18 protein-coding genes are annotated in these 21,599 nt (G+C 59.1%); 7 read left to right on the top strand and 11 right to left on the bottom strand.

The window, feature by feature from the left end:
- Positions 1-5: 5 nt before the first annotated feature.
- From C8D82_RS05935 to C8D82_RS05925, 3 genes are read right to left on the bottom strand one after another with little or no spacing between them, the layout of a single operon-like run.
- A complete protein-coding gene (locus tag C8D82_RS05935; RefSeq protein ID WP_116883359.1) occupies positions 6-2,210 on the bottom strand; it encodes a hypothetical protein in 2,205 nt (734 codons plus the stop codon).
- Between the two features lie 35 nt (positions 2,211-2,245).
- Complete coding sequence (locus C8D82_RS05930) at positions 2,246-3,016, bottom strand: prepilin-type N-terminal cleavage/methylation domain-containing protein (protein WP_116883358.1); 771 nt, start codon at positions 3,014-3,016, stop codon at positions 2,246-2,248.
- A gap of 34 nt (positions 3,017-3,050) precedes the next feature.
- Entirely contained in the window at positions 3,051-4,061 is a 1,011-nt protein-coding gene (locus tag C8D82_RS05925) for a LacI family DNA-binding transcriptional regulator (protein ID WP_116883357.1), read from the bottom strand.
- Between the two features lie 772 nt (positions 4,062-4,833).
- On the opposite strand from C8D82_RS05925, the gene C8D82_RS05920 reads away from it, so the two are divergent.
- From C8D82_RS05920 to C8D82_RS05910, 3 genes are read left to right on the top strand one after another with little or no spacing between them, the layout of a single operon-like run.
- Positions 4,834-5,883 carry a lysylphosphatidylglycerol synthase transmembrane domain-containing protein gene (locus C8D82_RS05920; protein ID WP_116883356.1) on the top strand — a complete coding sequence of 350 codons (1,050 nt, stop codon included), beginning with the start codon at positions 4,834-4,836 and terminating at the stop codon, positions 5,881-5,883.
- An 11-nt stretch (positions 5,884-5,894) separates the two neighbouring features.
- Positions 5,895-7,331, top strand: coding sequence for a methylenetetrahydrofolate reductase C-terminal domain-containing protein (locus C8D82_RS05915; RefSeq protein WP_116883355.1), 1,437 nt, complete (start codon positions 5,895-5,897; stop codon positions 7,329-7,331).
- Positions 7,332-7,380: 49 nt separating this feature from the next.
- Positions 7,381-8,613 (top strand): DUF1015 domain-containing protein, encoded by a 1,233-nt coding sequence (locus C8D82_RS05910; RefSeq protein WP_116883354.1) that lies wholly within the window; start codon positions 7,381-7,383, stop codon positions 8,611-8,613.
- 736 nt (positions 8,614-9,349) lie between these two features.
- On the opposite strand, the gene C8D82_RS05905 is transcribed toward C8D82_RS05910, so the two are convergent.
- Positions 9,350-10,054, bottom strand: coding sequence for an HAD family hydrolase (locus C8D82_RS05905; protein ID WP_116883353.1), 705 nt, complete (start codon positions 10,052-10,054; stop codon positions 9,350-9,352).
- A gap of 46 nt (positions 10,055-10,100) precedes the next feature.
- Positions 10,101-10,907 carry a helix-turn-helix transcriptional regulator gene (locus C8D82_RS05900; protein WP_116883352.1) on the bottom strand — a complete coding sequence of 269 codons (807 nt, stop codon included), beginning with the start codon at positions 10,905-10,907 and terminating at the stop codon, positions 10,101-10,103.
- Between the two features lie 125 nt (positions 10,908-11,032).
- Here C8D82_RS05900 and C8D82_RS05895 point away from each other — a divergent pair, with 125 nt between their 5' ends.
- Positions 11,033-12,640 (top strand): hypothetical protein, encoded by a 1,608-nt coding sequence (locus C8D82_RS05895; RefSeq protein WP_116883351.1) that lies wholly within the window; start codon positions 11,033-11,035, stop codon positions 12,638-12,640.
- Here the strand turns inward: C8D82_RS05895 and C8D82_RS05890 are convergent.
- Entirely contained in the window at positions 12,635-13,495 is an 861-nt protein-coding gene (locus C8D82_RS05890) for a radical SAM protein (RefSeq protein WP_165832859.1), read from the bottom strand. The genes C8D82_RS05895 and C8D82_RS05890 overlap by 6 nt on opposite strands.
- Positions 13,492-13,986 carry an O-acetyl-ADP-ribose deacetylase gene (locus C8D82_RS05885; protein ID WP_116883349.1) on the bottom strand — a complete coding sequence of 165 codons (495 nt, stop codon included), beginning with the start codon at positions 13,984-13,986 and terminating at the stop codon, positions 13,492-13,494. The genes C8D82_RS05890 and C8D82_RS05885 overlap by 4 nt, the downstream gene beginning before the upstream one ends.
- A gap of 225 nt (positions 13,987-14,211) precedes the next feature.
- Here C8D82_RS05885 and C8D82_RS05880 point away from each other — a divergent pair, with 225 nt between their 5' ends.
- Together C8D82_RS05880 and C8D82_RS05875 are read left to right on the top strand one after the other, a co-directional pair.
- Positions 14,212-14,595 (top strand): hypothetical protein, encoded by a 384-nt coding sequence (locus C8D82_RS05880; RefSeq protein ID WP_116883348.1) that lies wholly within the window; start codon positions 14,212-14,214, stop codon positions 14,593-14,595.
- A 37-nt stretch (positions 14,596-14,632) separates the two neighbouring features.
- On the top strand, positions 14,633-15,013 hold the full coding sequence (locus C8D82_RS05875) for a hypothetical protein (protein ID WP_116883347.1): 381 nt from the start codon (positions 14,633-14,635) through the stop codon (positions 15,011-15,013).
- A 176-nt stretch (positions 15,014-15,189) separates the two neighbouring features.
- On the opposite strand, the gene C8D82_RS05870 is transcribed toward C8D82_RS05875, so the two are convergent.
- From C8D82_RS05870 to C8D82_RS05855, 4 genes are all read right to left on the bottom strand, one after another.
- The gene (locus C8D82_RS05870) at positions 15,190-15,894 is read right to left on the bottom strand and encodes a DUF542 domain-containing protein (protein WP_116883346.1); all 705 of its coding nucleotides are present in this window, start codon (positions 15,892-15,894) and stop codon (positions 15,190-15,192) included.
- A 196-nt stretch (positions 15,895-16,090) separates the two neighbouring features.
- The gene (locus C8D82_RS05865) at positions 16,091-17,764 is read right to left on the bottom strand and encodes an asparagine synthase C-terminal domain-containing protein (protein WP_116883345.1); all 1,674 of its coding nucleotides are present in this window, start codon (positions 17,762-17,764) and stop codon (positions 16,091-16,093) included.
- Positions 17,765-18,159: 395 nt separating this feature from the next.
- Entirely contained in the window at positions 18,160-19,491 is a 1,332-nt protein-coding gene (locus C8D82_RS05860) for a hypothetical protein (RefSeq protein WP_116883344.1), read from the bottom strand.
- Between the two features lie 32 nt (positions 19,492-19,523).
- Positions 19,524-20,504 (bottom strand): hydroxyacid dehydrogenase, encoded by a 981-nt coding sequence (locus C8D82_RS05855; protein ID WP_116883343.1) that lies wholly within the window; start codon positions 20,502-20,504, stop codon positions 19,524-19,526.
- Positions 20,505-20,718: 214 nt separating this feature from the next.
- Here C8D82_RS05855 and C8D82_RS05850 point away from each other — a divergent pair, with 214 nt between their 5' ends.
- Positions 20,719-21,501 carry a helix-turn-helix domain-containing protein gene (locus tag C8D82_RS05850; protein ID WP_116883342.1) on the top strand — a complete coding sequence of 261 codons (783 nt, stop codon included), beginning with the start codon at positions 20,719-20,721 and terminating at the stop codon, positions 21,499-21,501.
- Positions 21,502-21,599 lie beyond the last annotated feature (98 nt).

Genomic DNA, 21,599 nt, shown 5'->3' with positions numbered 1-21,599 from the left:
AATTTTCAGCGCAGGTCAAGTCCATAAACCATCACCGGGGAGCCGGAGAGTTTCAGCGTGACCTTGCCGTCAGCCGCCGGAATTTTCCGGGCGCGGCCGATCGAATCGATCACGGTGACTTCGCCGCCGGCGGCCTTGAATACGTGGTTCCGTTCGGTCGGCCACGCCTTGACCCACGGTTCGGCGTGCTTGAAGTCCGGCGTGTTCCGGCTCTGGAAATACCCGTCGATGCGGTCGTACAGAATCGCCAGATCACCGCGCGGCGTATCGAAAAGCATCCCCTTGACCTCCTCGTCGCCTCTGGCCTTGAATTCCAGATACTTGAGGAATTTCGCACCGTCCAGCTCCTCGGCGGTGGCGGCGTAAGCCATTGCGGCAGGTTTCAGCGACAGGTCGCGCATCAGCATGCCGTAGTGATATTCCACGTCTTTGGGATTGACTCCGCCGATATCATGCCAGGTCGAATCGTTGAGCTGGTAGACCTGAACCGACTCCATTCCTTCGGCCAGCGCGAGCGCCAGCGTCAGCAGGATGTTGTCGCCGCTCTGGCGGTAGGAATCCTTCCACCAGTCGTTGGGATGGGTGGCGGCGTAGGCTTCGGTGATGATCAACGGCTTGTCGCCGAGTTCTTTTACAAGTTTCCTGTAAGCGCGGATGGTGCCGATGTAGTTCCAGTCGCGGCGGGGATTGTCCGGCGTCTGGTTGCCGCGCCCCGGATGGAACGCGATGCCGTCGAGCAGGTCGTAGGCCCCGAACTCCTTGAGCAGCTTCAGGAAACCGGTATCCTGCCCGGCGAGGCCGAGGCTGTAGATTTTCACTTTGCGGCCATTCTCCTTGCGGACCTGATCGATGGTTTTGTACCAGTCGGCGTAGCATTGGGCGGCTTCACGCTTTTTGGCATCTCCGGTACTCTTGCCCTTGGTCGACATATTCCACTCGTTCCCGAATTCATAGATCGGATTACCGGCGGCGTCGAATCCGGCGAGCAGCTTGTCCAGCTCGCGTCTGCGCTGTTCCGGATCGGGCCACTGAGTGCGTTTGACGTTGCCGTGGGCGAAGGCGATCATCCCGTATTCCGGCGGCAGTTTGCGGTTGTCGTCATGGCGGAGGTGGCGGACGCCGAGGCGGTTCAGCAGCGCCAGCGCCGCTTCGCGGCTGGGAGTTGGAAAAAAGGCCGCGATGCCGAAAATGCTCCGATCCTTATGTTCGAAACGGTGCGGCGGCAGCACCGCGACATTGGTGCGGGTGAAATAGCGCCTGCCGTCCACGGTTGCGGCGGCTTCGGCAAAGTAGAGTTCGCGTTTCCCGGCGGGCAAGGGGAAGATGTACTCCTTTTCTTCGCCGGGAGCCAGGGTTACCGTTTCCCGGCGGTCGAGGGGGAGATTCCCGTCATAGTCGCGGGCGCTCACGGTCAGGGCAATATTCCGCAGCTCGCGGCCGGAGGTATTGGCCAGCGCGAGTTTCAATTCCGCCGGGATATTCCCGGTTTCAAAGAGGTTGAAATCCCGGCCGGTCGAGAGGGTGAGGGCGACCGGGCGGCCGTGGAAGCGGGCTGCCGCGGCTGCTCCCGAAGTGTCGGGAGGAGTTACGAAAAATGAGGCGTCCGCAACATAGGTGTCGGAGTCTTTGTCGCGTTTCTTGAAATTCAGGTGTTGGGTGTGGTGGTCGTTCCAGGAGTGGTTGCCGGTGACCAGCATCCAGAGGGTGGAGGCTTTTCCGTTGAAGGGGCGGAAATAACCGTCGCGGACTTCAAACGGAACGCCGCCTCCGGCGTGTTCGGTCCAAAGCCCGGATTTGTACAGCTCCTTGCCCTTTCTGGTCGCATCCAACGGCCGCACAGTGAGCTGGGTGCCCCCGACATTGATCCCTTTGGGGGCGGTCAAGGTGTATTCGGCGTCGATGCGCTCCGGTTTCACGGTATAGACCGCGCCGAAACTCACCTTGCCGGTCGGATCGTTTTTCGTCTCATAGCTGATCTTTACCCGGTCGTTGCCGATTCTTTCAGCGGAAACGCCGACGCCGGATTGCGGCGCTCCCCAGCCGATGCGCAGGTCGCCGAGCTGCAGCAGGCGGTTTCCGGCGGCGTCGCGGATGACGGCCTGCCCGTTGTCGACCTGAAAAATATAACCGGGCTGTCTGATTTCGATATCGGCGGCGGCGCACAGCAGGCCGCCCGCCAGCGCGAATGCGCCGAGGGTCTGTCTGATCATGTCTGTCTCTTTCGTGTGTTGCGGAACAATAATGGTTATCTGGTCGGATACCAGAAGTTTCCGTCGGTGGCGGAACCTTTCTGGTAAACGCTGGAGTGTTCGATAAGCGTCAGTTCGCGGGGATTGACGCCGAATTTCAAATTTTCCGCATGGCCGTCCAGCGCCGCGAAATTCGACCCGGAGTTCTGGTGGTCGCGGAGGGTGTTCGGCGAATTGGTGAAGCGGCTCTGGGTTCTGGCATTGTAAGTCTGGTAATTGTCGGTGAAAGTCGGGACGTCGTATTCCAATACCATCACGCTGCGGGTCGGAATATTGCAGCGGGTGACCTTGCCGTTCATTTTTCCGGAATACCGGATCAGCCGGGAGTTCATGGAGTAGTTTCCGCGGCCGTTGTTGATCTGATACCAGGTGCCGACATCGCCGAGTCCGGGTACATATTTATCGAGCGGTTTTGATTCCATATCGGTCCGGCGGGTATTGCCGGGACAGATAAAGGTTTTCCGCCCATACCCGTAGTTCAGGTATTGATACCACATCCAGTAGGACGAATTGTAATCCACCCCCTTGTCTGAGCTGCCGGTTCCATTGCTGGGACGCCCTTTGTGAGTGGGAAGCTGATCCTTGTTGTCACTCGCGTAAATCTGCAACCCCGCCGCGAGGTTTTTCATATTGCCGAGGCAGGTGGACAATTGCGATTTGGCGCGCGCCCTGTTCAGGGCCGGCAGCAGCATGCTCGCCAGAATCGCGATGATCGCTATCACCACGAGCAGCTCAATAAGTGTGAATAAATGGAGGTGCGTTTTCATGGTAATTGTCCTTTCTGTTTGGTCGGGTAAAGAATCAGGAAACATGTGAATTGCTTTCAGGTGGAGTGGTCAGGACCATTGGCACGACCGTGTGGACCGGGGCTTCGTTCGGATGCCGCAGTTTGTGCTGGATGCGCAAAGCGGCATGCCGGCCGAGCTGGTAGGGATCGGTATGCAGGCTGATGATTTCCGAACACGTTCCGGGATGATGGTCGAAAGCGACCAGTTGAATATCTTCCGGTATCCGAAACCCATTCAACAGAAGCATGGTCTTGATTGCCCGGGCCGCATCGATATGGCTGACGACCAGCGCTTCCGGCAGGTCTTTTTCCGCGATCCAGTGATGGATCGCTTCGATGAAAGTCGGCAGTTGCGTATTCGGTTGAAGGCGGAAGTCTTCCGGCCTGACATTGAGTGAGTTGCGCAGCAATTCCATCTGGAAACCGGCATACCGTTCCAGCCCGAACGGAGCCATCAGAAAACCGATGCGCCGGATGCCCCGCCGGAGCAGGTAACGACAGGCCTCCACGCTCGCCTCGAAGTTGTTGACCGTGACCATATCCTCGGTGCTGCTGTAAATGTCCCCGGAGGCGATGATGTACACAATATGTTGTTTCCGCAGGGCGGCGCGCAGTTCTTCCGAGGGAAAGCCGAGCAGGATCACCCCTTCCGCCGTCGTCGCTCCGGGAAGTTCGGCCGCCCCGGCCGGAAGCGTTTGCAACCGGAGCCGGGCTCCGACTTTCTCCAGTGTTTCGCGAATGCCGGAGGCGACCGTGGCAAAGTATTCGAGTGCGAACGGATCGTTCTGCTCCGGCAAAGGACACATGACCAGACTGACGGCAGCCGTTTCTTCGGCTTCGGATTTCGCATGACCGGAGTTGGTTTTGTATCCGAGTTGCCGGAGCGTTTCCAATACCGTGGTGCGGGTGTGGCGGCTGATGCCGGGCTGATTGTTCAGCACCCTGGAAACGGTGGATTGCGACACGCCTGCCTTGAGGGCCACGTCGGTCATGTTGACCGCATTGCCGTTGCGCCTGATCGCCATTTTGTGCTTTTCTCCTGTAAGTTGTTTCCCTATATTATGGACCGGATGAAAGAAAAAAGCAAGGGCTGTTTTGAATAAAATGCAAAAAAAATATTCTGATTGAATGACTTTATGCGAATATTGAATTAATTTCTAGATTACAGAAAGATTTTGTTACCGTTGATGTTATGTTGATTCATGAAATGGAATATTATTGCATAATATGCAAAAATACTTGTTTCTGTGACGCAAGGCATCTTGGACGTGTGATCGCTGTTCTCAAATAGCACGTGAGTTTTATATTCAGTTTTGTATTGCAGCAAAAACGGGTGCGGGTGTGGCGGCAAACAACTTTTGAACGCAATTTTTACCCGGGAAACGTAATGGCACGGCTCAGCCGGGGGGGCCAAAGGCCGGTGCGTATTTTATTTCGTATCGTTTGTAAGATGCCCTGATATTCGGCGTACATCATTTTTCCAATTTCCTGTTTTATATTCCAGTATGAAATACAGTATTGACGCCGTCTGCAAGTTTCTTGCACCGGGATTTCGCCTTTGGCGACCAAGGCGCTTCGCCCTTGGTCGCTCCAAAAGGAGCGAAATCCCCATTCAGGAAACTTGCACACGGCATGTATTGCGAAATATAAAATACAAACCGGGAAGAGTCCCCTGGCAGGTGAACAGCCTGTATCTGCGGAGCGCTCCAAACAATCCCGAAACAAAACCGGTTCCGGCTATTGCCGAATACCGGAAGCCGTGCTATTTTATAAAATTGTCCATCAAGGTAAGATCAAATGACATATTTTGCAAAACTGAAGAAGTTTTTCTGGTTCTTCGTGAAACTCGCCATCGCAGGCGGGATCGTCGCTTACCTTGCGTTCAAGAATCCGACCGAGATCATCGACGGTTTCCGCAGTTTCAATTATATCTGGCTGGTCCCCGCGTTGCTTTTCTATCTGTTGCACATGCTGGTCTGCGCGTGGCGCTGGCACCGGCTGACCCGGATCCTCGGCGTGCGGCTCTCCGGATTCGAGGCGCTGTCGCTGACCATGCAGGGGTATTTCTTCTCGCTGGTGATTCCCGGCGGAGCGATCGGCGGCGACGTGGTCAAGATGGGAGTGCTTTCCAAACGGACCAGGCCGGGCGCGAAGATGGAGGGGGCGTTCACCATCCTGATAGACCGCATCGTCGGGATGATCGCGCTGTTCGCGCTGGCGCTGCTGCTGCTGGTTCCGGCCGTCCCGGTGCTGATGAAAATCGAGGTGCCCAACATCGCGATCGACGACGGCATGCGGATCCTTTTCATCATCTGCCTGGCGGGGCTTTGCATCGCGGGGCTGGGGGCCAGTTCGGTGATCTTCTTCCACCGTTTCATCGAAAAACTGCCGGTTTTCGGACCGCTGATGAAGTGGGGCGACCGGATCTCCCACGGGATGGTAACCCGGCTGACCTCGGCCACCGATGTCTATCTCGGGTGCTGGCCGGAACTGTGCAAGCTCGTGGTGATCAGCATTTTTTTCGTTCACCTGATGACGGTGGTCCCTTTCGCGTTCCTGATGACGGGGCTCGGATTGCATGTGAATTTGCTGACGCTGGTGATCGCGGTGACCATCGGCAACATCATCGGATTGATTCCGCTGTTTCCGGCGGGAGTCGGCGGGCGCGACGTGGCGACCGTCACGATTCTGGTCGCCGGTTCGGTCGCGGTCGGAGACGCGAAGACCGGGCAGCTGCTGTACACGGCGATCGTGCTGTTTTTCAACCTGATCGGCGGGCTGTTCTTCATCCTCGATCCGGGCCGCCGCAATACGGAACAACTGCTGGAAGAGGAATTGGAAGCGTAGGATAGCGAACCATGGACAACCTGCAACTTGAAATCAATTTTTCCGAACGGCGGAACCGCTTCCGCGATGCGTTGAACGCCGGTGAATTCGTGCTGCTGGTCGAAAACTCGTCACCGGGACGCGACAACGATCCGGCGGCCAGCGCCGACCGGCTGGCCGCGCTGGAAAACGCGGTCCTCGACATCAAGGGGATCAATGCGTCGCTTGCGATCACCGACCGCTGCCACACCGTCGACGTCTGGCGCGCCGCCGAATACGCCAGCGCACTTTCCGCCGAAAACCGCGACCGGCATGTGATCTACCTCTCCGGCCGCGACACCACGCTGAATGAGACCCGCAACCTGATCGATATCGCTGCCAATGCCGGGAACTGCAACATCGTCCCGGCCAGCGGCAGCGTGATTCCGGGGGACAGCGTCCGGGAAAGCCGCAAGCGCACTTTCACCGAGAGCATCGAAATCCTGCAGGAGCTTGCCTCCCATCCTTACGGTTTTTTCTCCGGCGCGACCGTGAATCCCTACCAGTACACCGGCTGGTCGCTGATGGGGCAGTATTTCAAGCTGGTCAAGAAACTCAATTCGGGTGCTTCCTTTCTGGTCACGCAGGCCGGATGGGATATGCTGAAGCTGCAATCGCTGCGCTGGTACCTGACCGGGCGCAGCCTTTTCTACCCGATGATCGCGCGGCTGATCCTGCTGACGCCGGAAAAGGTGGAGCGGATTCTGGCCGGGGAATATCCCGGCATCAGCATCTCCCACGACTTCCAGCGGATTCTGGAGAAGGAACTGCATTACTCCAACACCCAGTTCGAAGCCGCCCAGTACCGGAGGCTGGAGCTTCAGGCCGCCGGTTGCCGGCTGCTCGGTTTCAGCGGTATCCAGCTGGCCGGGGTGGAGCAGCCCGGCAAGGCGAAGATCGCCGCCGAGCGCATTGTGAACGCGCTCCGGGAATTCACCGATTTCGACCACTGGCTTGAGGAGTACAACTCCTATCTGGCGCGCACGGAGATGGCGCCGTTTTCCAGCAGCTTTTATCTGTATGACCGGACGCTGCGCCGTCCTTACCCGGAAAATGACCGGCCGATAGCCAACGAGCTGGATGATCCGATGGTTTCCGGGGCGGAAAAACTCGGTTACAATCTGCGCAAATTCCTGTTCGTCCACGCCGACCGGCAGAAGGCGGACCACCAGCGGCTGTTCAAGAAACTGTTCGCCGGGTGTCGTTCGTGCGATGTGTGCCGGCTGCCCGCCACCTCGTTCGTGTGTACCGAAAACTGTCCCAAGCGGCTCGCGAACGGTCCCTGCGGCGGCGTAAAGCCGAACGGCAACTGCGAAATCACCAATTCCGAGTGCATCCACTGCAAGGTGGTCCGCCTGGCGGATTGGGCGGGAGAGCTTCCCAAGCTGGAGGATCATATCCTGCCGCCGGGTATCCGCCGCATCCTCTGAACGCTTATTTCTTTCATTTCAAATAAGATCCATAACAGGAGAATTCATCATGGCTCAACTTCTTCCCTTCCACGGGCTGCTGCCCTCCGTCGAACGCGCCGCACAGGTCGCCGCCGTTCCCTATGATGTGGTCAGTTCCCGTGAAGCCGCAGAGCTGGCGAAGGGCAATCCCTATTCGTTCCTGCACGTGTCCCGCCCGGAAATCGACCTCGAATACGGCATCGACCTGCATGACGAGCGCATTTACGCCCAGGCCGCCGCCGCGTTCCAAAAGCTCTGCAAGGAGGTTCCGCTGACGCTGGACAACGGCAAACACCTGTACCTCTACCAGCTCCAGATGGGCGATCACGTGCAGACCGGCATCCTCGGTGCTGCCTCCGCCGAAGAGTACCGCAAGGGGATCATCAAGAAGCATGAAAAGACCCGGCAGGACAAGGAGGACGACCGCACCCGGCATGTGATGGAGCTGCGCAGCCACACCGGCCCGGCCTTTTTCACCTACCGCGATAACAAGACCATCGACGAACTGGTCGCGGCCGAGCTCAAAAAGGCTCCGCTCTTCAACTTCACCGCTCCGGACGGCATCCGTCATACGCTGTGGCGCATCGATGAAGCCGCCAGCGAAAAGCTGTCGAAGGTGTTTGCCGCCGAAGTTCCGGTTTTCTACATCGCCGACGGCCACCACCGCAGCGCCGCTGCCGCCCGGACCGCCGCCGAATGCGCGCCGAAGAACCCGGACCACAACGGCACCGAGGATTACAATTTCTTCCTGACGGTCGCGTTTCCGGCCAGCCAGCTGTCGATTCTGCCGTACAACCGGGTGGTCCGGTCGCTGAACCACAACAGCCCCGCCGGTCTGCTGACCATCCTGAGCGAGCGTTTCCAGGTCTGCCCCGCCGCCGACGGCGTGACCACGAAGCCGGGCGAATTCAAATTCTACATGGCGCACGAGTGGTATGTCGCCCGGCCGAAATTCGATATTGCCAAGCTCGGCGTAATCGAGCAACTCGATGTCAGCATCCTTCAGGACAATATCCTCGGCCCGATCCTCGGCATCGAAGACCCCCGCACCAGCAAGGATATCGACTTCATCGGCGGCATCCGCGGCACCGCGGAGCTGGAGAAGCTGGTCAATTCGGGCAAATACGCGATCGCCTTCTCCATGTATCCGACCACGGTCGAGCAGCTGATGGCCATCGCCGACGCGGGCGCGATCATGCCGCCGAAATCGACCTGGTTCGAGCCGAAGCTCCGCGACGGCCTGGTCTGCCACAACTTCTGACGGCCCGGCGCATCCGGGATTTCGCCTTCGGCGACCAAGGCGCTTCGCCCTTGGAACCCGACCGGCAAGGTGCCGGCGCCGGGTACTTAGAGCCGGGAAAGGCGGAACGCCTTTCCCTCCGGATGGGGGGAGGCTCTACTGTGGACAGGTAGGCGAGTACCTGAGCGGCACACCGCTCCGGTCGGCGACCGCGTCGGCTTTTTTGCCGACGCCGGGCACTCCCTGCGCCTGCTGCCGCCGGAGGTCACGCGCGGAACCTCCAGATGCTGACCATCTGATGTGAAGTTACTCTGATGGAGGCTGAACTCTCCCTACCTTTTCATACAGGCAAGATTCAGTAAGGCTCGTATTCAAAGATATGCTTGCCTGTGATATGACAATTGTATTGTTGCCTGACCTCGCCTTGCCTATATGGGAGTTTAGCTCTTATCAGCCTCCATCAGGGTATCTTTCTATTACCCGGTCAGCATCTGGCCGTTCCGCGCGTGACCTCCGGCGGCAGCAGGCGCAGGGAGTGCCTAAAGCCTGCAAAAAAGCAGGCTTTGCGCCGACCGGAGCGGTGTGCCGCTCAGGTACAACCTTGCCTGTCTCTACCGGAGCCTCCCCCACCCGGAGGGAAAGGCGTTCCGCCTTTCCCGGCTCTAAGTACCCGGCGCCGGCACCTTGCCGGTCGGGTTCCAAGGGCGAAGCGCCTTGGTCGCCGAAGGCGAAATCCCCGGAGCGGTGCGGAGAGGGGTTAGAGTTTTTGGGAGACGAGCCGGAAAAGTTCGGCGAGGGAGCCTAGCGTGAGCAGCCGCGGGCTGACGATGTCTGCCGGGGCGTCGGGATAGCGCAGGGGAACCGGCGCGGGAATGTGGATGGCCGAACCTCCCAGCTCCAGCACCGGCAGGATATCGGAACTCATCGAGTTGCCGACCATCAGGAACTCCTGCGCGGAAGCGTCCAGATGCTTCAGGAGTTTCCGGTAGTCGGCGGTTTTCTTTTCGCTCATGATTTCGATGTGGTGGAAGTAGCCGAGCAGTCCGGAGTTTTTCAGTTTGCGCTCCTGATCGAGCAGGTCGCCTTTGGTCGCCACGATCAGGCGGCAGCGGCGGCAGAGGAAGGCGAGCAGCGGTTCGGCGTCCGCGAAGGGGATTACCGGGGCGTTGAGCAGCGTCTTGCCGAAGTCGAGAATCCGCCCCACATCCTCCGCCGGAATCCGGCCGCCGGAGCACGCCAGCGCCGTTTCGATCATCGACAAAGTGAAGCTCTTCACCCCGTAGCCGTAGACCGGATGGTTGCCGCGTTCGACGGCCACGAGTTTTTCAGCCAGCGCATCGGCGGAGCCGTAAGGGGCGAGCAGCGCCAGAAAGCGGCGCTCGATCTCCCAGAATTGCGCTTCGAGGCTCCACAGCGTATCGTCGGCGTCGAAGGCGATATGATTGATTTTTTTCCAGTCCATTCCGTAATATAGTGCCGGAAAAGGCGAAAGGCAATCCGGCGCGGGATTATTTCTGCCGGGCTTCGCGGTAATGCCGGACCAGTTCCGCCGGAGTTTCGGTGAAACGGGTGCCGAGCAGCGCGTAAAGATGGGTCACGTGCGCCATGCCCACTTCGGCGGCGATCTCCTTGAGGGTGAGGTCGCTCTGGAGGATCAGCTCCATCACGCGGTCGAGGCGCCTGCGGCGGCGGTATTCGCCGGGATCGATGTGGTAGGTCTCCCGGAAAAGCCGCCGGAGGTGGTCCCGGCTTCCTCCGGCCTCTTTCGACAGTGCGGTGAGCGTTTTTTCCCAGTGGACATCCCGGTCGATCAGCTCGCGGAGACGCCCTGCCGGGGTGGAGACGGTCGGGCGGGGAGCGGTGAGGAAAGCGCCGAGAAGCCCGGCGGCGGTGAGCTTCGCGCGGAGGACGGCTTCCGGCAGCTGGCTGCGGAAGCTGTCGACCAGCTCCTGAAAACGGCGGCGCATGGCTTCGGCTTCGGCGCGGGCGAGGTCGACACGGAAGGGAATCGGTACGCCGTCCAGTTGCGCGCCGCTTCCGTCAGGCGTGCGGGTCAGTTCGGGCAGCCGGAACGCGATCACGAAGTTTTCCCGGTCCCGCCCGAATTCAAACCGGCACCGCATGCCGGGGAGCCGCAGGAAGAGATGAGGCGGCGTCTCCGGCCCGTCGTCGCAGAGCATCCGGCCGTCGGCCCGGTAGACCTGCATGCGTTTGATGCCGCTGTAATATAAGCCGAGCCAGTTGGCGGGGACGGTCTGGCTGAAGCGTTCCGCTCTGCGGTAGACGTTTATCGTGATGATGTCGGGAGTGTTCAATCTCGCAATTCCATAAGTTTGGCTTCTTTTCTATAAAATAACACCGGAAACCGGGGATGCAAACCGGACTTGTTTCCGCTATAATAAATACCGGATACTGAAACCGCAACATAAGGAGATTCAGCATGTCGGAATCGGAAAAAAGCCGTCGTTTGAAACAATTCGGTGCCTGCCTGATGGTCTGTGGAACCGCCGTCTGCGGCGGTGCGGAACTTCCCCCGGACCGGGAACTGCGCGAACTGGCGGTGCGGGATTCATTGAACCCGGTAGCGCCGGGAGGCGTGAACGGCGCACCCTTCTGGAACGGCCACGCCCGCCGGTTCATCTATGCGCCCGCATTCGATTTCAAGCCGGTTGAAGGGGCGGTCCGCTATCGCTTCACGGCGACCGACGCGGCGGGAGAGCGGCACAGTTTTGAAGCGGCTTCTCCGGCCGCTGCGCTGACTCCGGTCTGGGACCGGCTGCCGGTCGGCTTCGTGGAACTGGCCGTGGAAGGCGTGGACGCTTCCGGGAAAGTGACCGGAACGGCCGGGAAGCGCCGTTTTTACCGGGCCGCCGTGTTCCGTGGGCACTATTCCGATGCGGAGCGCGGCTATCTCGACAGCGCCCGGATGGGGCTGCAGTATCTGTTCCGGCAGCCGCACTACCGGAACTGGCTGGAGAAAGGCGAGCCCGACCCGGGCTATGAACTTTACTGCTACCCGACGAAGATCATCGCAAGCGTGGTTGAGAGCATGGTGATCTACGCTGCGCTGGCTCCGGCCGACCGCGAAACGGCGCTCGGCATCGCACGTAAGGCGGCGGATTACCTGATTTCGGTCAGCGAACCGGCGGGGGCGCCGCTGGAATTCCTGCCGCCGACCTATGCGGGCGACAAACGGACCGCGAAGGAGTTCGCGGGGCAGCAGATGATGATCTATCCGGCGGATGCCGCGTCGGCCTATCTGGATTTGTACGACGCCTGCGGCGAACGGCGCTTTCTGGAAGCCGCGCTGCGGATCGCCCGGAGCTACCGGAAGCTCCAGCTCCCCTCCGGCAGCTGGTATCTGAAGATCAATATGAAGGACGGCACGCCGGTGGCTTCAAACCAGTGTGTGCCGGTGCCGATGATCCGGCTTTTCGAGCGGCTCGGCGCGCAATACGGTGAAACGGAGTTCCGTGAGACGGCGGAGCGGGCGGTGCGCTATCTGGCCGGCACCACATTGAAGGAGTTCAACTGGGAGGGGCAGTTTGAGGACATCGCGCCTTCCGTCCCCTATGTGAACAACACCAAGCACAACGCGTGCGACTACGCGCTCTATTTGCTGGACCGTTTCCCGGATCGGCCGGAAGCGGTGGAACAGGCGCGGACGCTGCTGCGGTTCGCCGAAGATCAGTTCGTGGTCTGGGAACAGCCGATGCCGGACAAAAGCACGCGGACCGATCAGTGGATCACCCCCTGCGTGCTGGAGCAGTACGCCTATTACGTGCCGATCGATGCCAGCGCCGCCAAGCTGATTTCGCTCTATCAGGCGATGTACGAACGCACCGGGAGCGTTCTTGATCTGGCGAAGGCGTGCGAGTTGGCCAACGCGATGACCCGCGCGCAGGACCCGGAAACCGGGCGCTATCTGACCTACTGGGAGCGCAATGAGCGGGGGCTTGATCCGGGCTGGATCAACTGCGCGACCGCCTCGGCGAAGGCGATGATGAGCCTCGGCAGGCTGCTGGAGCGGAAGGAACCGGCGCTATAACGCGAACGGGCGCCTTCCGGGGCCGTCCCGGTCGAGGAGGCCGCCGCGGCGGGTGGCCTCCAGCTCGGCGAGCAGCCGGTACTTGTCCTGCGGGAAACGTCCGGCCAGCGGCGCCGGATTGGACGGGTGGTCGGCGCGGAATACGGTGCGCTCCAGTTCCAGCAGCCCGATCAGGCGGTGCAGTTCGCCGACCGCCTGGTATTCGGTAAGTTCCCGGAAGCCGTCGAACAGCACTCCCGGCGGAATCACCCGCAGCGCCGACAGCAGCGTGGGCCGCATCAGGTTCAGCGCGGCGGCGGTGGCGTCGGCGTGTTCCTCCGAATAACTCTGCCCCCCAAGCCCGACCAGCACCATCACCGAACAGGTGAAACCGGCGGCTTCGGCGCGGCGGACCTGCCGCACGGTCTCTGCGGCGGACTCCCCCTTATGGACGAGGTCGAGCACCCGCTGGCTGCCGGACTCCAGCCCGGTGTAGAGCGTGTTGAGTTTTAAACGGCGCAGTCCGGTCAATTCGCCATCGGTCAGCGCGGCGATGGAGCGGCAGTTCGCATACAGATTGACCCGGGCGAGGCGGGGAAACGCTTCCGCCAGCCGTTCCAGCAGCGGCCGGAGCCGGTCGTAACCCAGTCCCAGCGCGTTGCCGTCCGCGAGAAAGACGCGGCGGGTTTCCGGGTACAGCCGGGCCGCTTCGGAAATCTCACCGAACAGCTCCGCTTCCGGGCGGACCTGATACCGGACGCCTTTGTACATCCCGCAGAACGTGCAGCGGTTGTGCGCGCAGCCGTAAGCCGCCTGCAAGATCAGGCTGCCGGCTTCGGCGGGAGGCCGGTAGAGCGGTTCCCGGCAGCGGATCATTTCAGCAGCTCTTGGTACACGTCGAGGTCGGCGGCGCTGAAACAGCAGAAAATCACCTCCTCCGGCAGTGGTTCGCGCCATTGGCGCACCGTCCGCAGCGCGATCTGCGCGGCTTCGGCCTTGGGGTAGCGGTAGACGCCGGTGGAGATCGCCGGGAAAGCGATCGACCGGCAGCCGTTGGCCGCGGCGAGGCGGAGGCTGTTGCGGTAACAGGCTTCGAGAAGTTCCGCTTCGCCGTGCGTGCCGCCGTGCCACACGGGGCCGGGCGTATGGATCACGAACCGGGCCGCGAGGCGGAAGCCGGGCGTGATGCGGGCCTCTCCGGTCGGGCAGCCGTTGAATTTGCGGCAGGCTTCGAGAAGTTCGGGGCCGGCGGCGCGATGGATCGCGCCGTCGACTCCGCCGCCTCCGAGCAAAGAGCTGTTGGCGGCATTGACGATGGCGTCGGCCCGGAGGCGGGTGATGTCGTCCTGGACAATCTGGATTTTCATGGAATTGTACTCCGATGCTGGATGTTTTTTATTAAGAATAATCATTATTGATTAAATTTGCAAGTATTTTTCTATGGAATTAACCTGAACTCTTGCTTTTTGCCGGTTTTGGTTTATAGTACTTCTATATTTTCAGGTTCCGGAGGGAGAGGCACCGGAATCTGAAGTCGTACCATGCCTTTCATTTCATCAAAAAACGTAAAACGAACGGAAAGGGTTACCCAAATGATGAAAAAGATGATGGCGCTCGGCGCCGCGATGGTCACCGTTCTGGCGATGAGCGGCTGCTCCTCGTTGCAGACGGCCACTCCGAACGACTTCAACGGTCAGAAAACCGTTCCGGTGGGAACTTCGGTCGGCCATGTCAGCGCCACGAACTGCGGGCTGTATCTGCTGTGGATTCCGCTGATCACCGGTTCCAGCGAAAACATCGGTTCGCCCGCCTTTTTGCAGGACATGGTCAACACCAGGTCTCTCGCAGGCATGGTCACCAAAAAGAGCAAGGAAATGCAGGCTTCCAAGGTTCTCGACCTGACTACCCAGAACGCCAGCGGCGGCTTCATCTTCTACTGGCGCACCTCCTATGCGTCGGGCAACGCGGTGAAGTAATCGAATTCGACCAAACCAATATAAGGATGATAGAATCATGCACAAAATGATGCTTTTGGCGGCGGCGTGTGCCGTGACTGCTTTCTTCTGCGGCTGCGCGAGCGTTCAGGAGGCCACTCCCAAAGATCTGAACAGTGAAGGTATCGCCGTTACCGGCAATACCGTCGCCCACCTCAATGCCGAGAACTGGGGCCTCTATTTCTTCGTTTTCCCGCTGATCACCGGTTCCACCGACAAGCCGGGCGAGATGGAATTCCTGAAGGACACCGTCCGGGTTGAAAATGTCGCCAACCTCCTGACCCGCAAGAGCAAGGAGATGGGTGCGACCCAGACTTTGAACATGGTTTCGCGTCACAACACGTTCGTCTGGTGGTTCGGCTTCCGCGACGTTCAGATTTCCGCGAACGCCGTGAAGTAAGTTTTTCCTGCTTCGCGAAATCCCGGCCGGGTAAAAACGGCCGGGATTTTTTGTGCGTGGATTCCGGGAGAAGAGGATACAAAAAAGGCGGGCGGTCCTTTGGGGGAGAACCGTCCGCCGGGCAACCGGCCCTTTGGGGGGAGAACCGGCTGCCGGGATCAGGGAGATGGGGAAATCTATTTCTTGGCCACGGCCCGGGGAAACAGGATGTTGTTTTCCAGATAGATGTGATCGTGCAGCGCGCTTTCCAGCCGCATCAGCCCGTCGTACAGCATTTCCACGGTCGGGCAGGCGAATTCCGGGGTCTTGTAGCCGTCGGTCAGCGCATTGAGCTTGCGCAGCGTGTCGCCTGCGCCGGCATGTTCGGCTTCCAGCTCCTTGAGCACGGATTTCATCTCCTCCGGCGGACGGCGGTTCAGGATCGCCGGGAACACCATCATCTCCTCTTTGAGCAGGTGCGGTTCCAGCTCGGTACGCAGCGCGGTGAACAGTTTGTAGACCGGCAGCAGCTCGCCGATATGATCCGCATGCACCTTCAGCGCCCGTACGAACCAGCGGTCGAATTCCGGCAGCTGGCGGTGCAGCGACGCATGATGGACATTGACCAGGAAATCAATCAGTTCACGGTCGGTTTTCTTGTTCCAATCGATCATCGGCGGTGCATCGGTGGAATTCAGGGCCGCTTCCAGCTGGGCCTCCAGCTCTTCGAGGGTGATTCCGGTCTCCTTCAACGCGCTTTTGATTTTACGGCCGCCGCCGCAGCAGGTATCGATGCCCAGCTCTTCCAAAGCTTCGCGGAGGCGCGGGTCCTGCAGAGCGATATCACGGACCAGGCCGCGGTTGTATTCAGTCTTCGTAATCAGGCAGGATGAACTCTTCATAATTTTTTCTCCTTATGGTTAGGTTTCCCCTCTGATATTAAAATAGCACAAGATTATATTAATACAAATAAAAATAAACCATAAAAGCAATATTTTGATAAAAAATATTGATTTGTTGTTAAATTCAGGAAAGGAATAGTGAAATCAGGAGAATATTCCGGGAATTATGAATTGCCGCTATCCGTTCCGGAGAGGATCAGCGGCCGGGTTTCCCGGTGGGCGATAACATGACTTTGAGCGTATAGGCGGCGAGCAGGCCATTACTGTAAGCGCTTCGAACCCGGCGCTTGGCCTCGCGTCTGATACGCCTTCGAATGGAGCCGGGCATTTCCGGGACGGTGAAGTAATCGCCTACCCGTTCCGTTGCCGCGGAAAAGTATTCATGCAGCAGAAGCGGATGCGGAGCTACCGAATACCGGCCGGAAAAAAGATACTTCATCGGAATTTTCAACAGTGGAAAAGCAATTAGAAATTTGATCAGTGTAAATTTCAGGAAAGGCTCCGGAACATCTGCTTCCAGTTCGTGGGAGGTGGGATAATCCCGCAGTTGCGATACGGCGAATTTTTCATTCCACAGTTGTCTGAAGAGCCGGCGCCGATATCGCAGCGGCGCCGGAACCCGGGCCCAGGCAAGCATCAGCTCTTTATCCCAGAGCGGAAGCCGCCAGTCGAAGCCGAACCATTCATAAACCCGGATGCTGTTGACGATGAATTTGGCCTGCCGTTCCTGCCAGTTGAATGTTTCGAAAAAGACATCGGCAGGGATTTCCCGGTTGTTTTTCAGGACGGTCCGCAGGGAACGGCGGTTTGAAAAGTCCGGCAACCAGAACAAGGTGTGCCGGCGCGCCAGTAAATGGAGGGGATTGAAATTCTTTTGAAACAGTTCCGGAAGGAGATGGTTCCCGAAAAGGAAATCGCCGGTATGCCCGGGGATGATGATATCTCCGGCTTTGAGTACTCCGCGCCGCTTCAGTTCCCGTATGGCCGGATAATCTTGTAAATGGGGAAGGCTGACGCCGCTGCAGGCGAAACGCAGGTATTGTTCCGTTTCCTCGGAGGCGATGACTTCATGCCAGAGTTCGGGGGTATATTCCACAAAATGCCATTCGTAATTCAGGCGGCGGGCAACCTCACGGCTGATTGGAACCTCCGTGGTGTCATCGGATGTCCCATAGGAAAAACAGAGGACGTCGCGGACTCCGAGCCGGTAAAGATAGTTGGCGATCAGGCGCGAATCGTAGCCGCCGCTGAGCGGAAGAACCAGACGGGCAGCCGGAGGGCAGCTCGCCAGAAGACGGCGAAAAACGTCGAGCAGCAGATGGTCGGCCTGGTCCGGAAATTCATCCGGAACGGTTGTGTGCTGTGACAGATCCGGCAGAAAACGGAGGTAGCGGCGGGAAGAGATCCGGCCCATACCGTCGATACGGACGAATTCTCCCGCCTGAAGTGCCGTGAGTTCCCGGTAGATGGTTTTGCCTTCGTAGACGAAGCCGGAAGAGAGAAATTCATGAAGACTGTTTTCCGCCAGAGTGACGTGATCCTGTTCCCGACAGCCGCCGACCCGGTCGGTGATGGTGACCGTATTGCCGTGCCGGTGGTAAAACAAAGGATAAGAGCGGATCTGATCGGTCGCGAGAAAAGCGTGATTGCGGCTGAGAATGACCACCGCGAAGTTTCCGTTGGCCCGTGTGATGATTTGCTTGAACGAGTGAATGGATTCCTCTTGGGTTGCGGTGAACGCGGCGGCCATCTCATGTCCGCTCTGTTGTTTGCCGTCGAGTTCCCATTGGCCGGTCACGTGAATCTGAAGACCGGAAACCGTCTGCAGGAAATACCAGGACGAACGGGTCAGATGCGTCTGAAAAAACATGATATTTCGAGTATATTGATCAAAAGCGGTTGACTGTAACGAAATATTATCCCTAATATTATATTATGTTATTCTTTCTTTTATTTTGCAACTCTTTTTATCGCCAGATTCGGATATTTTATTCCAAATAGTAAGATTTTTTTCGGAAATAAGCCTGAATATTCGGTTTGCGGCGAAATGCCGTTTGTTCGTCCGCTGAAATCGCTGGTACCGGAGGTCACGTCAATTTTATCAGGTTTTGCGACTGACATTTCGGCGTTGCGTCATGCCGTTTCTCTATTATGGGGTAAGTTCTGAGGGAAAGCCCCCGGCGTCTGGGGGGGCCGTTGTATTCATAAATAATGGACCGGAGAAGTGATTCTCCGGTCCATTGTTCAATATTCACTGTTCCGCGGTTACCGTCCCGGGGCGCGCCGGGTGCGGGGAACGAGGCTGCAGAGCGTGTTGGTGATGGACCACGCTTCTTCGGCGGTCATCTGCTTCTTTTCATGGCCGAAGCCCCAGCTGTCGGTGTAGATGATATCGCCGCTCTGAGGATTGTAGCCGTTGATGATGCGCATGTGGGCGCTGAAATTGGCGTCGGAACCGCCTTTCTGGCCTGCGACGGCCAGAATGCCCCAGCAGAGCGGCACGCCGTCATCGATGCTTTCACGGACGAGCTTGACGAACTCCTCATAATTGTTCTTGTCGCGCATTCTGACCGCGGAGTAGACCTCCGGATCGAGCGCGCTGAGGAATTGGCCGAGCTGGAAGGTTTTGGTTTTCCGCCGCGTCACCACGAAATCGTTGAATTTCAGCCTCTCCTTCTTGAGCTTCTGGGCGGCGGAGTTGTACTCTTTGCAGAGTCGTTCGACACCCCGGTAGGAGAGCAGCGACTTGTACTCGTAATGGCGCTTGAACCGGACGCCCAGGCGGGAGTCCGCCGCTTCGAGCGCGTCGACCATTGCCTCGAAAGAGGTTCCGGCATTCGCGTCGGAGGCGGCGAGCTGGGCGATCACGTGCTGGTCGATGTCCGAACCGTAGTAGCGCAGAATACGTTCGACGGTCGCCGCGACGCAGTACCCTTTCCCGCCCTGGTCAACCATCGGAATCTCCAGATAGCGCGAACCGGCGGCGTCCTGTTTGACCTGTTCCGACAGGTTGCCGGCGCCGGCGGTGCTTTTCAGCGAGGCGCGGAGGTTTTTGGGCGCTTCGCCGGGCGGGAGGAGTTCGAGGGTGATGTACTCCGGCTCTTTCCGGTTGGTACTGCTCCAGCGCAGCACCAGATCCAGCTCCGGCGTCCGCCAGATGTTCGCAAAGAGTTTGGCGCCGTTGCCGAGCGCGGCGGACTGGTTTTCCGGTTTTTTGCCGCCGGCAAAGCCGGACAGTTTGTCCCGGACCAGGTCGAGTTTCTCTTCAAACCGGTCACGGTCCCATTCTCCGGCGTCGCCCCGGTTGTAGATCGACAGAACCACCGAACCGAGTTGCTTTTTGCCGTCGAGCGTGACAATGACTTCCTGAAGCGGATCGCCGTATAAAGTCAGGGGATCGGTTTTCGTGCGGATTGCGCGCGCCTGTTTTTTGCTCTGGTCGAGCCAGCGGAATTTCCCCGGGTAATCCCGGACAAGATCGGCGGCTCCCGAACTCCAGATTCCGGCCCGCTTCTCCAGGAACGAGCCGAAATCAGCGGCGGAAACCGATAGAAACAACGCGGAGGCGGCAACGGCGCACAATCCATGATACTTCATTTCAGTCTTCCCCTGATTGGTTGCGTTTCCCCTTATTTCGTGCTGGTCAGCAACATGGATTCGACCACCTGATACTTGAGCGGCTCGCCCGCGATGTAGCGGCGGAACTCGTCGAGCATGTAGTCGGCCATGCGATGGACCTCGTCATTGACGGAACCGGCGATATGGCTGGACTGCTGCACGTTGGGCAGCGTGTAGAGCTTGGAACCCTCCGCCGGCGGTTCGGGGTGGGTGACGTCGAGCAGCGCGGTCAGGTCGGGACGCTTTTCCAGCACTTCGATGAGTTCGGCTTCGTTGACCTGCGCGCCGCGCCCGGTGTTGATGAAGACCGCGCCGTGGCGCATCGAGCTGAAAAGTTTGCCGTTCAGCACGCCGATATTGTCGTCGCGGTTGGGCAGGTGGTTGCTGACCACAAACGCCTTTTGGAACACCTCCTCCAGCGAAACGGTGCGCCGCTCAGGGCGGGAGGGGACGACGATCACGTTCACATTGAACGCCTTGAGCATCCCCTGCACGCAGGTCGAAATCGCTCCGGCGCCGATCAGCGCGACGGTTTCCCCGTACAGGCCGGGACCGACGTACGCCTTTTCGCGGCTCCAGTCGGCGGGGGAGTGGATCATGCGGGTGTTGGCGAAGTATCCCTTGAGAGCGAGAATGATCTGGGCCACGCAGAACTCCGCGACCGGAATCGCGTTGGCCTGCCAGGCGCTGAGCACCTTGACATTGTGCGCGAACAGCGGACGGGCGAAGCCGTCGGTGGCTCCCGCCGCGTAGAACACGGCTTCGAGCTTCGGCAGCCGGGCGAGTTCCTCATCGGTGAGACAGGGCATGCCCCAGGTGGAGAACAGCACCTCCACGTCGGAGAGGTCGGCTTCGGCCAGTCCGGCCCGGTTGAAAATGCCCGGCTTGAGGTCGGTCAGCCCGGCGAGCTGAGCCAGTTGGGCGTCGGAGTACACATAATGGATATTTTCCTCGCTTTCGCAGAGAAGCGCGGCAACTTTCTTATTCGCCATTTTTCATCTTTCCCGGCGGTCCGCCGTTTGGTACATGTTAAGGATAAAGATAATATACGAAATATACCCTCAGTTCCGCTTTTTTCAACATTCGGAGCGGCGAATCGGGAAATTTTGGGAAAATTCCCGTTTTTTCCGGCGGGAACCATTGCAAAACCCTTTCCGGTTTTATATATTGTGGAAAAGCTGCGGAAATTGAACGGAAGGCGGGACCATGTCCGAAATCAATCGGCCGACGGCGCTGGTCGGCGTCGGCATTTTCCTCGCCCCCCCGGGCCGGGAGATCCGGCCGGTGATGACCGACGAGGGGCAGGAACTGCTGGAAATCATCACCGGCGGACGGGTGTTCTTCGAATCGGAAGAGGGCGTGCGCGAATACGAGCGCGGTACGATTTTCTGGCATATCGAGGGCGAATACACCGTATTCCGGACGCCGCCGGAAGACCCGTACCGCTGCATTTCGATCCGCTTCCGGGTGCCGGAAAAAAGGCGGACCGTGCCGCGCGTCTCCTTCTGGTCGGCGGAACCGGAGCTGGACCGGTTCGTCGAGGATGCGTTCCGGCTGTTTCACGATGAAACGATCGACCGGAATTTCCTGTGCGAATATCTGCACCGCCGGGTGTTCTGGGAAGCCTATATCGGCAACCGACAGTCGCGGCAGGCCGGGCTTCCGAAGCCGCTGGCGAGGGCATTGGCATTGCTGCGGGACGCCTCCCGGCTGGATTTTTCAGTGGCGCAGCTGGCCGCGAAAGCCGGAGTCAGCGAACCGTATTTGTATGCACTCTTTTCCAAGCATCTCAAAAGCAGCCCCCACCAGTATCTGCTGAACTACCGGCTGCGTCTGGCCCGCACCCGTCTCGCCGGCAGCGACGACAATATCAAGCTGATCGCGGAGGAGTGCGGTTTCGAGAATCTGGAAAGCTTCTACCGGGCGTTCCGCCGCGCCTCCGGCATGCCGCCGGGCGAATATCGCCGCCGCCAGCAGCCGAACAGCTAGGGGATTTCGCTCCTCCCGGAGCGACCAAGGCGCTTCGCCCTTGGAACCCGACCGGCAAGGTGCCGGTGCCGAATACTGCAGATCCGGGAAAGGCGTTC

Source organism: Victivallis vadensis (assembly GCF_003096415.1).
In the GTDB taxonomy this organism is placed as follows: domain Bacteria; phylum Verrucomicrobiota; class Lentisphaeria; order Victivallales; family Victivallaceae; genus Victivallis; species Victivallis vadensis.
This window is presented reverse-complemented; position numbering and strand designations above follow the sequence as displayed.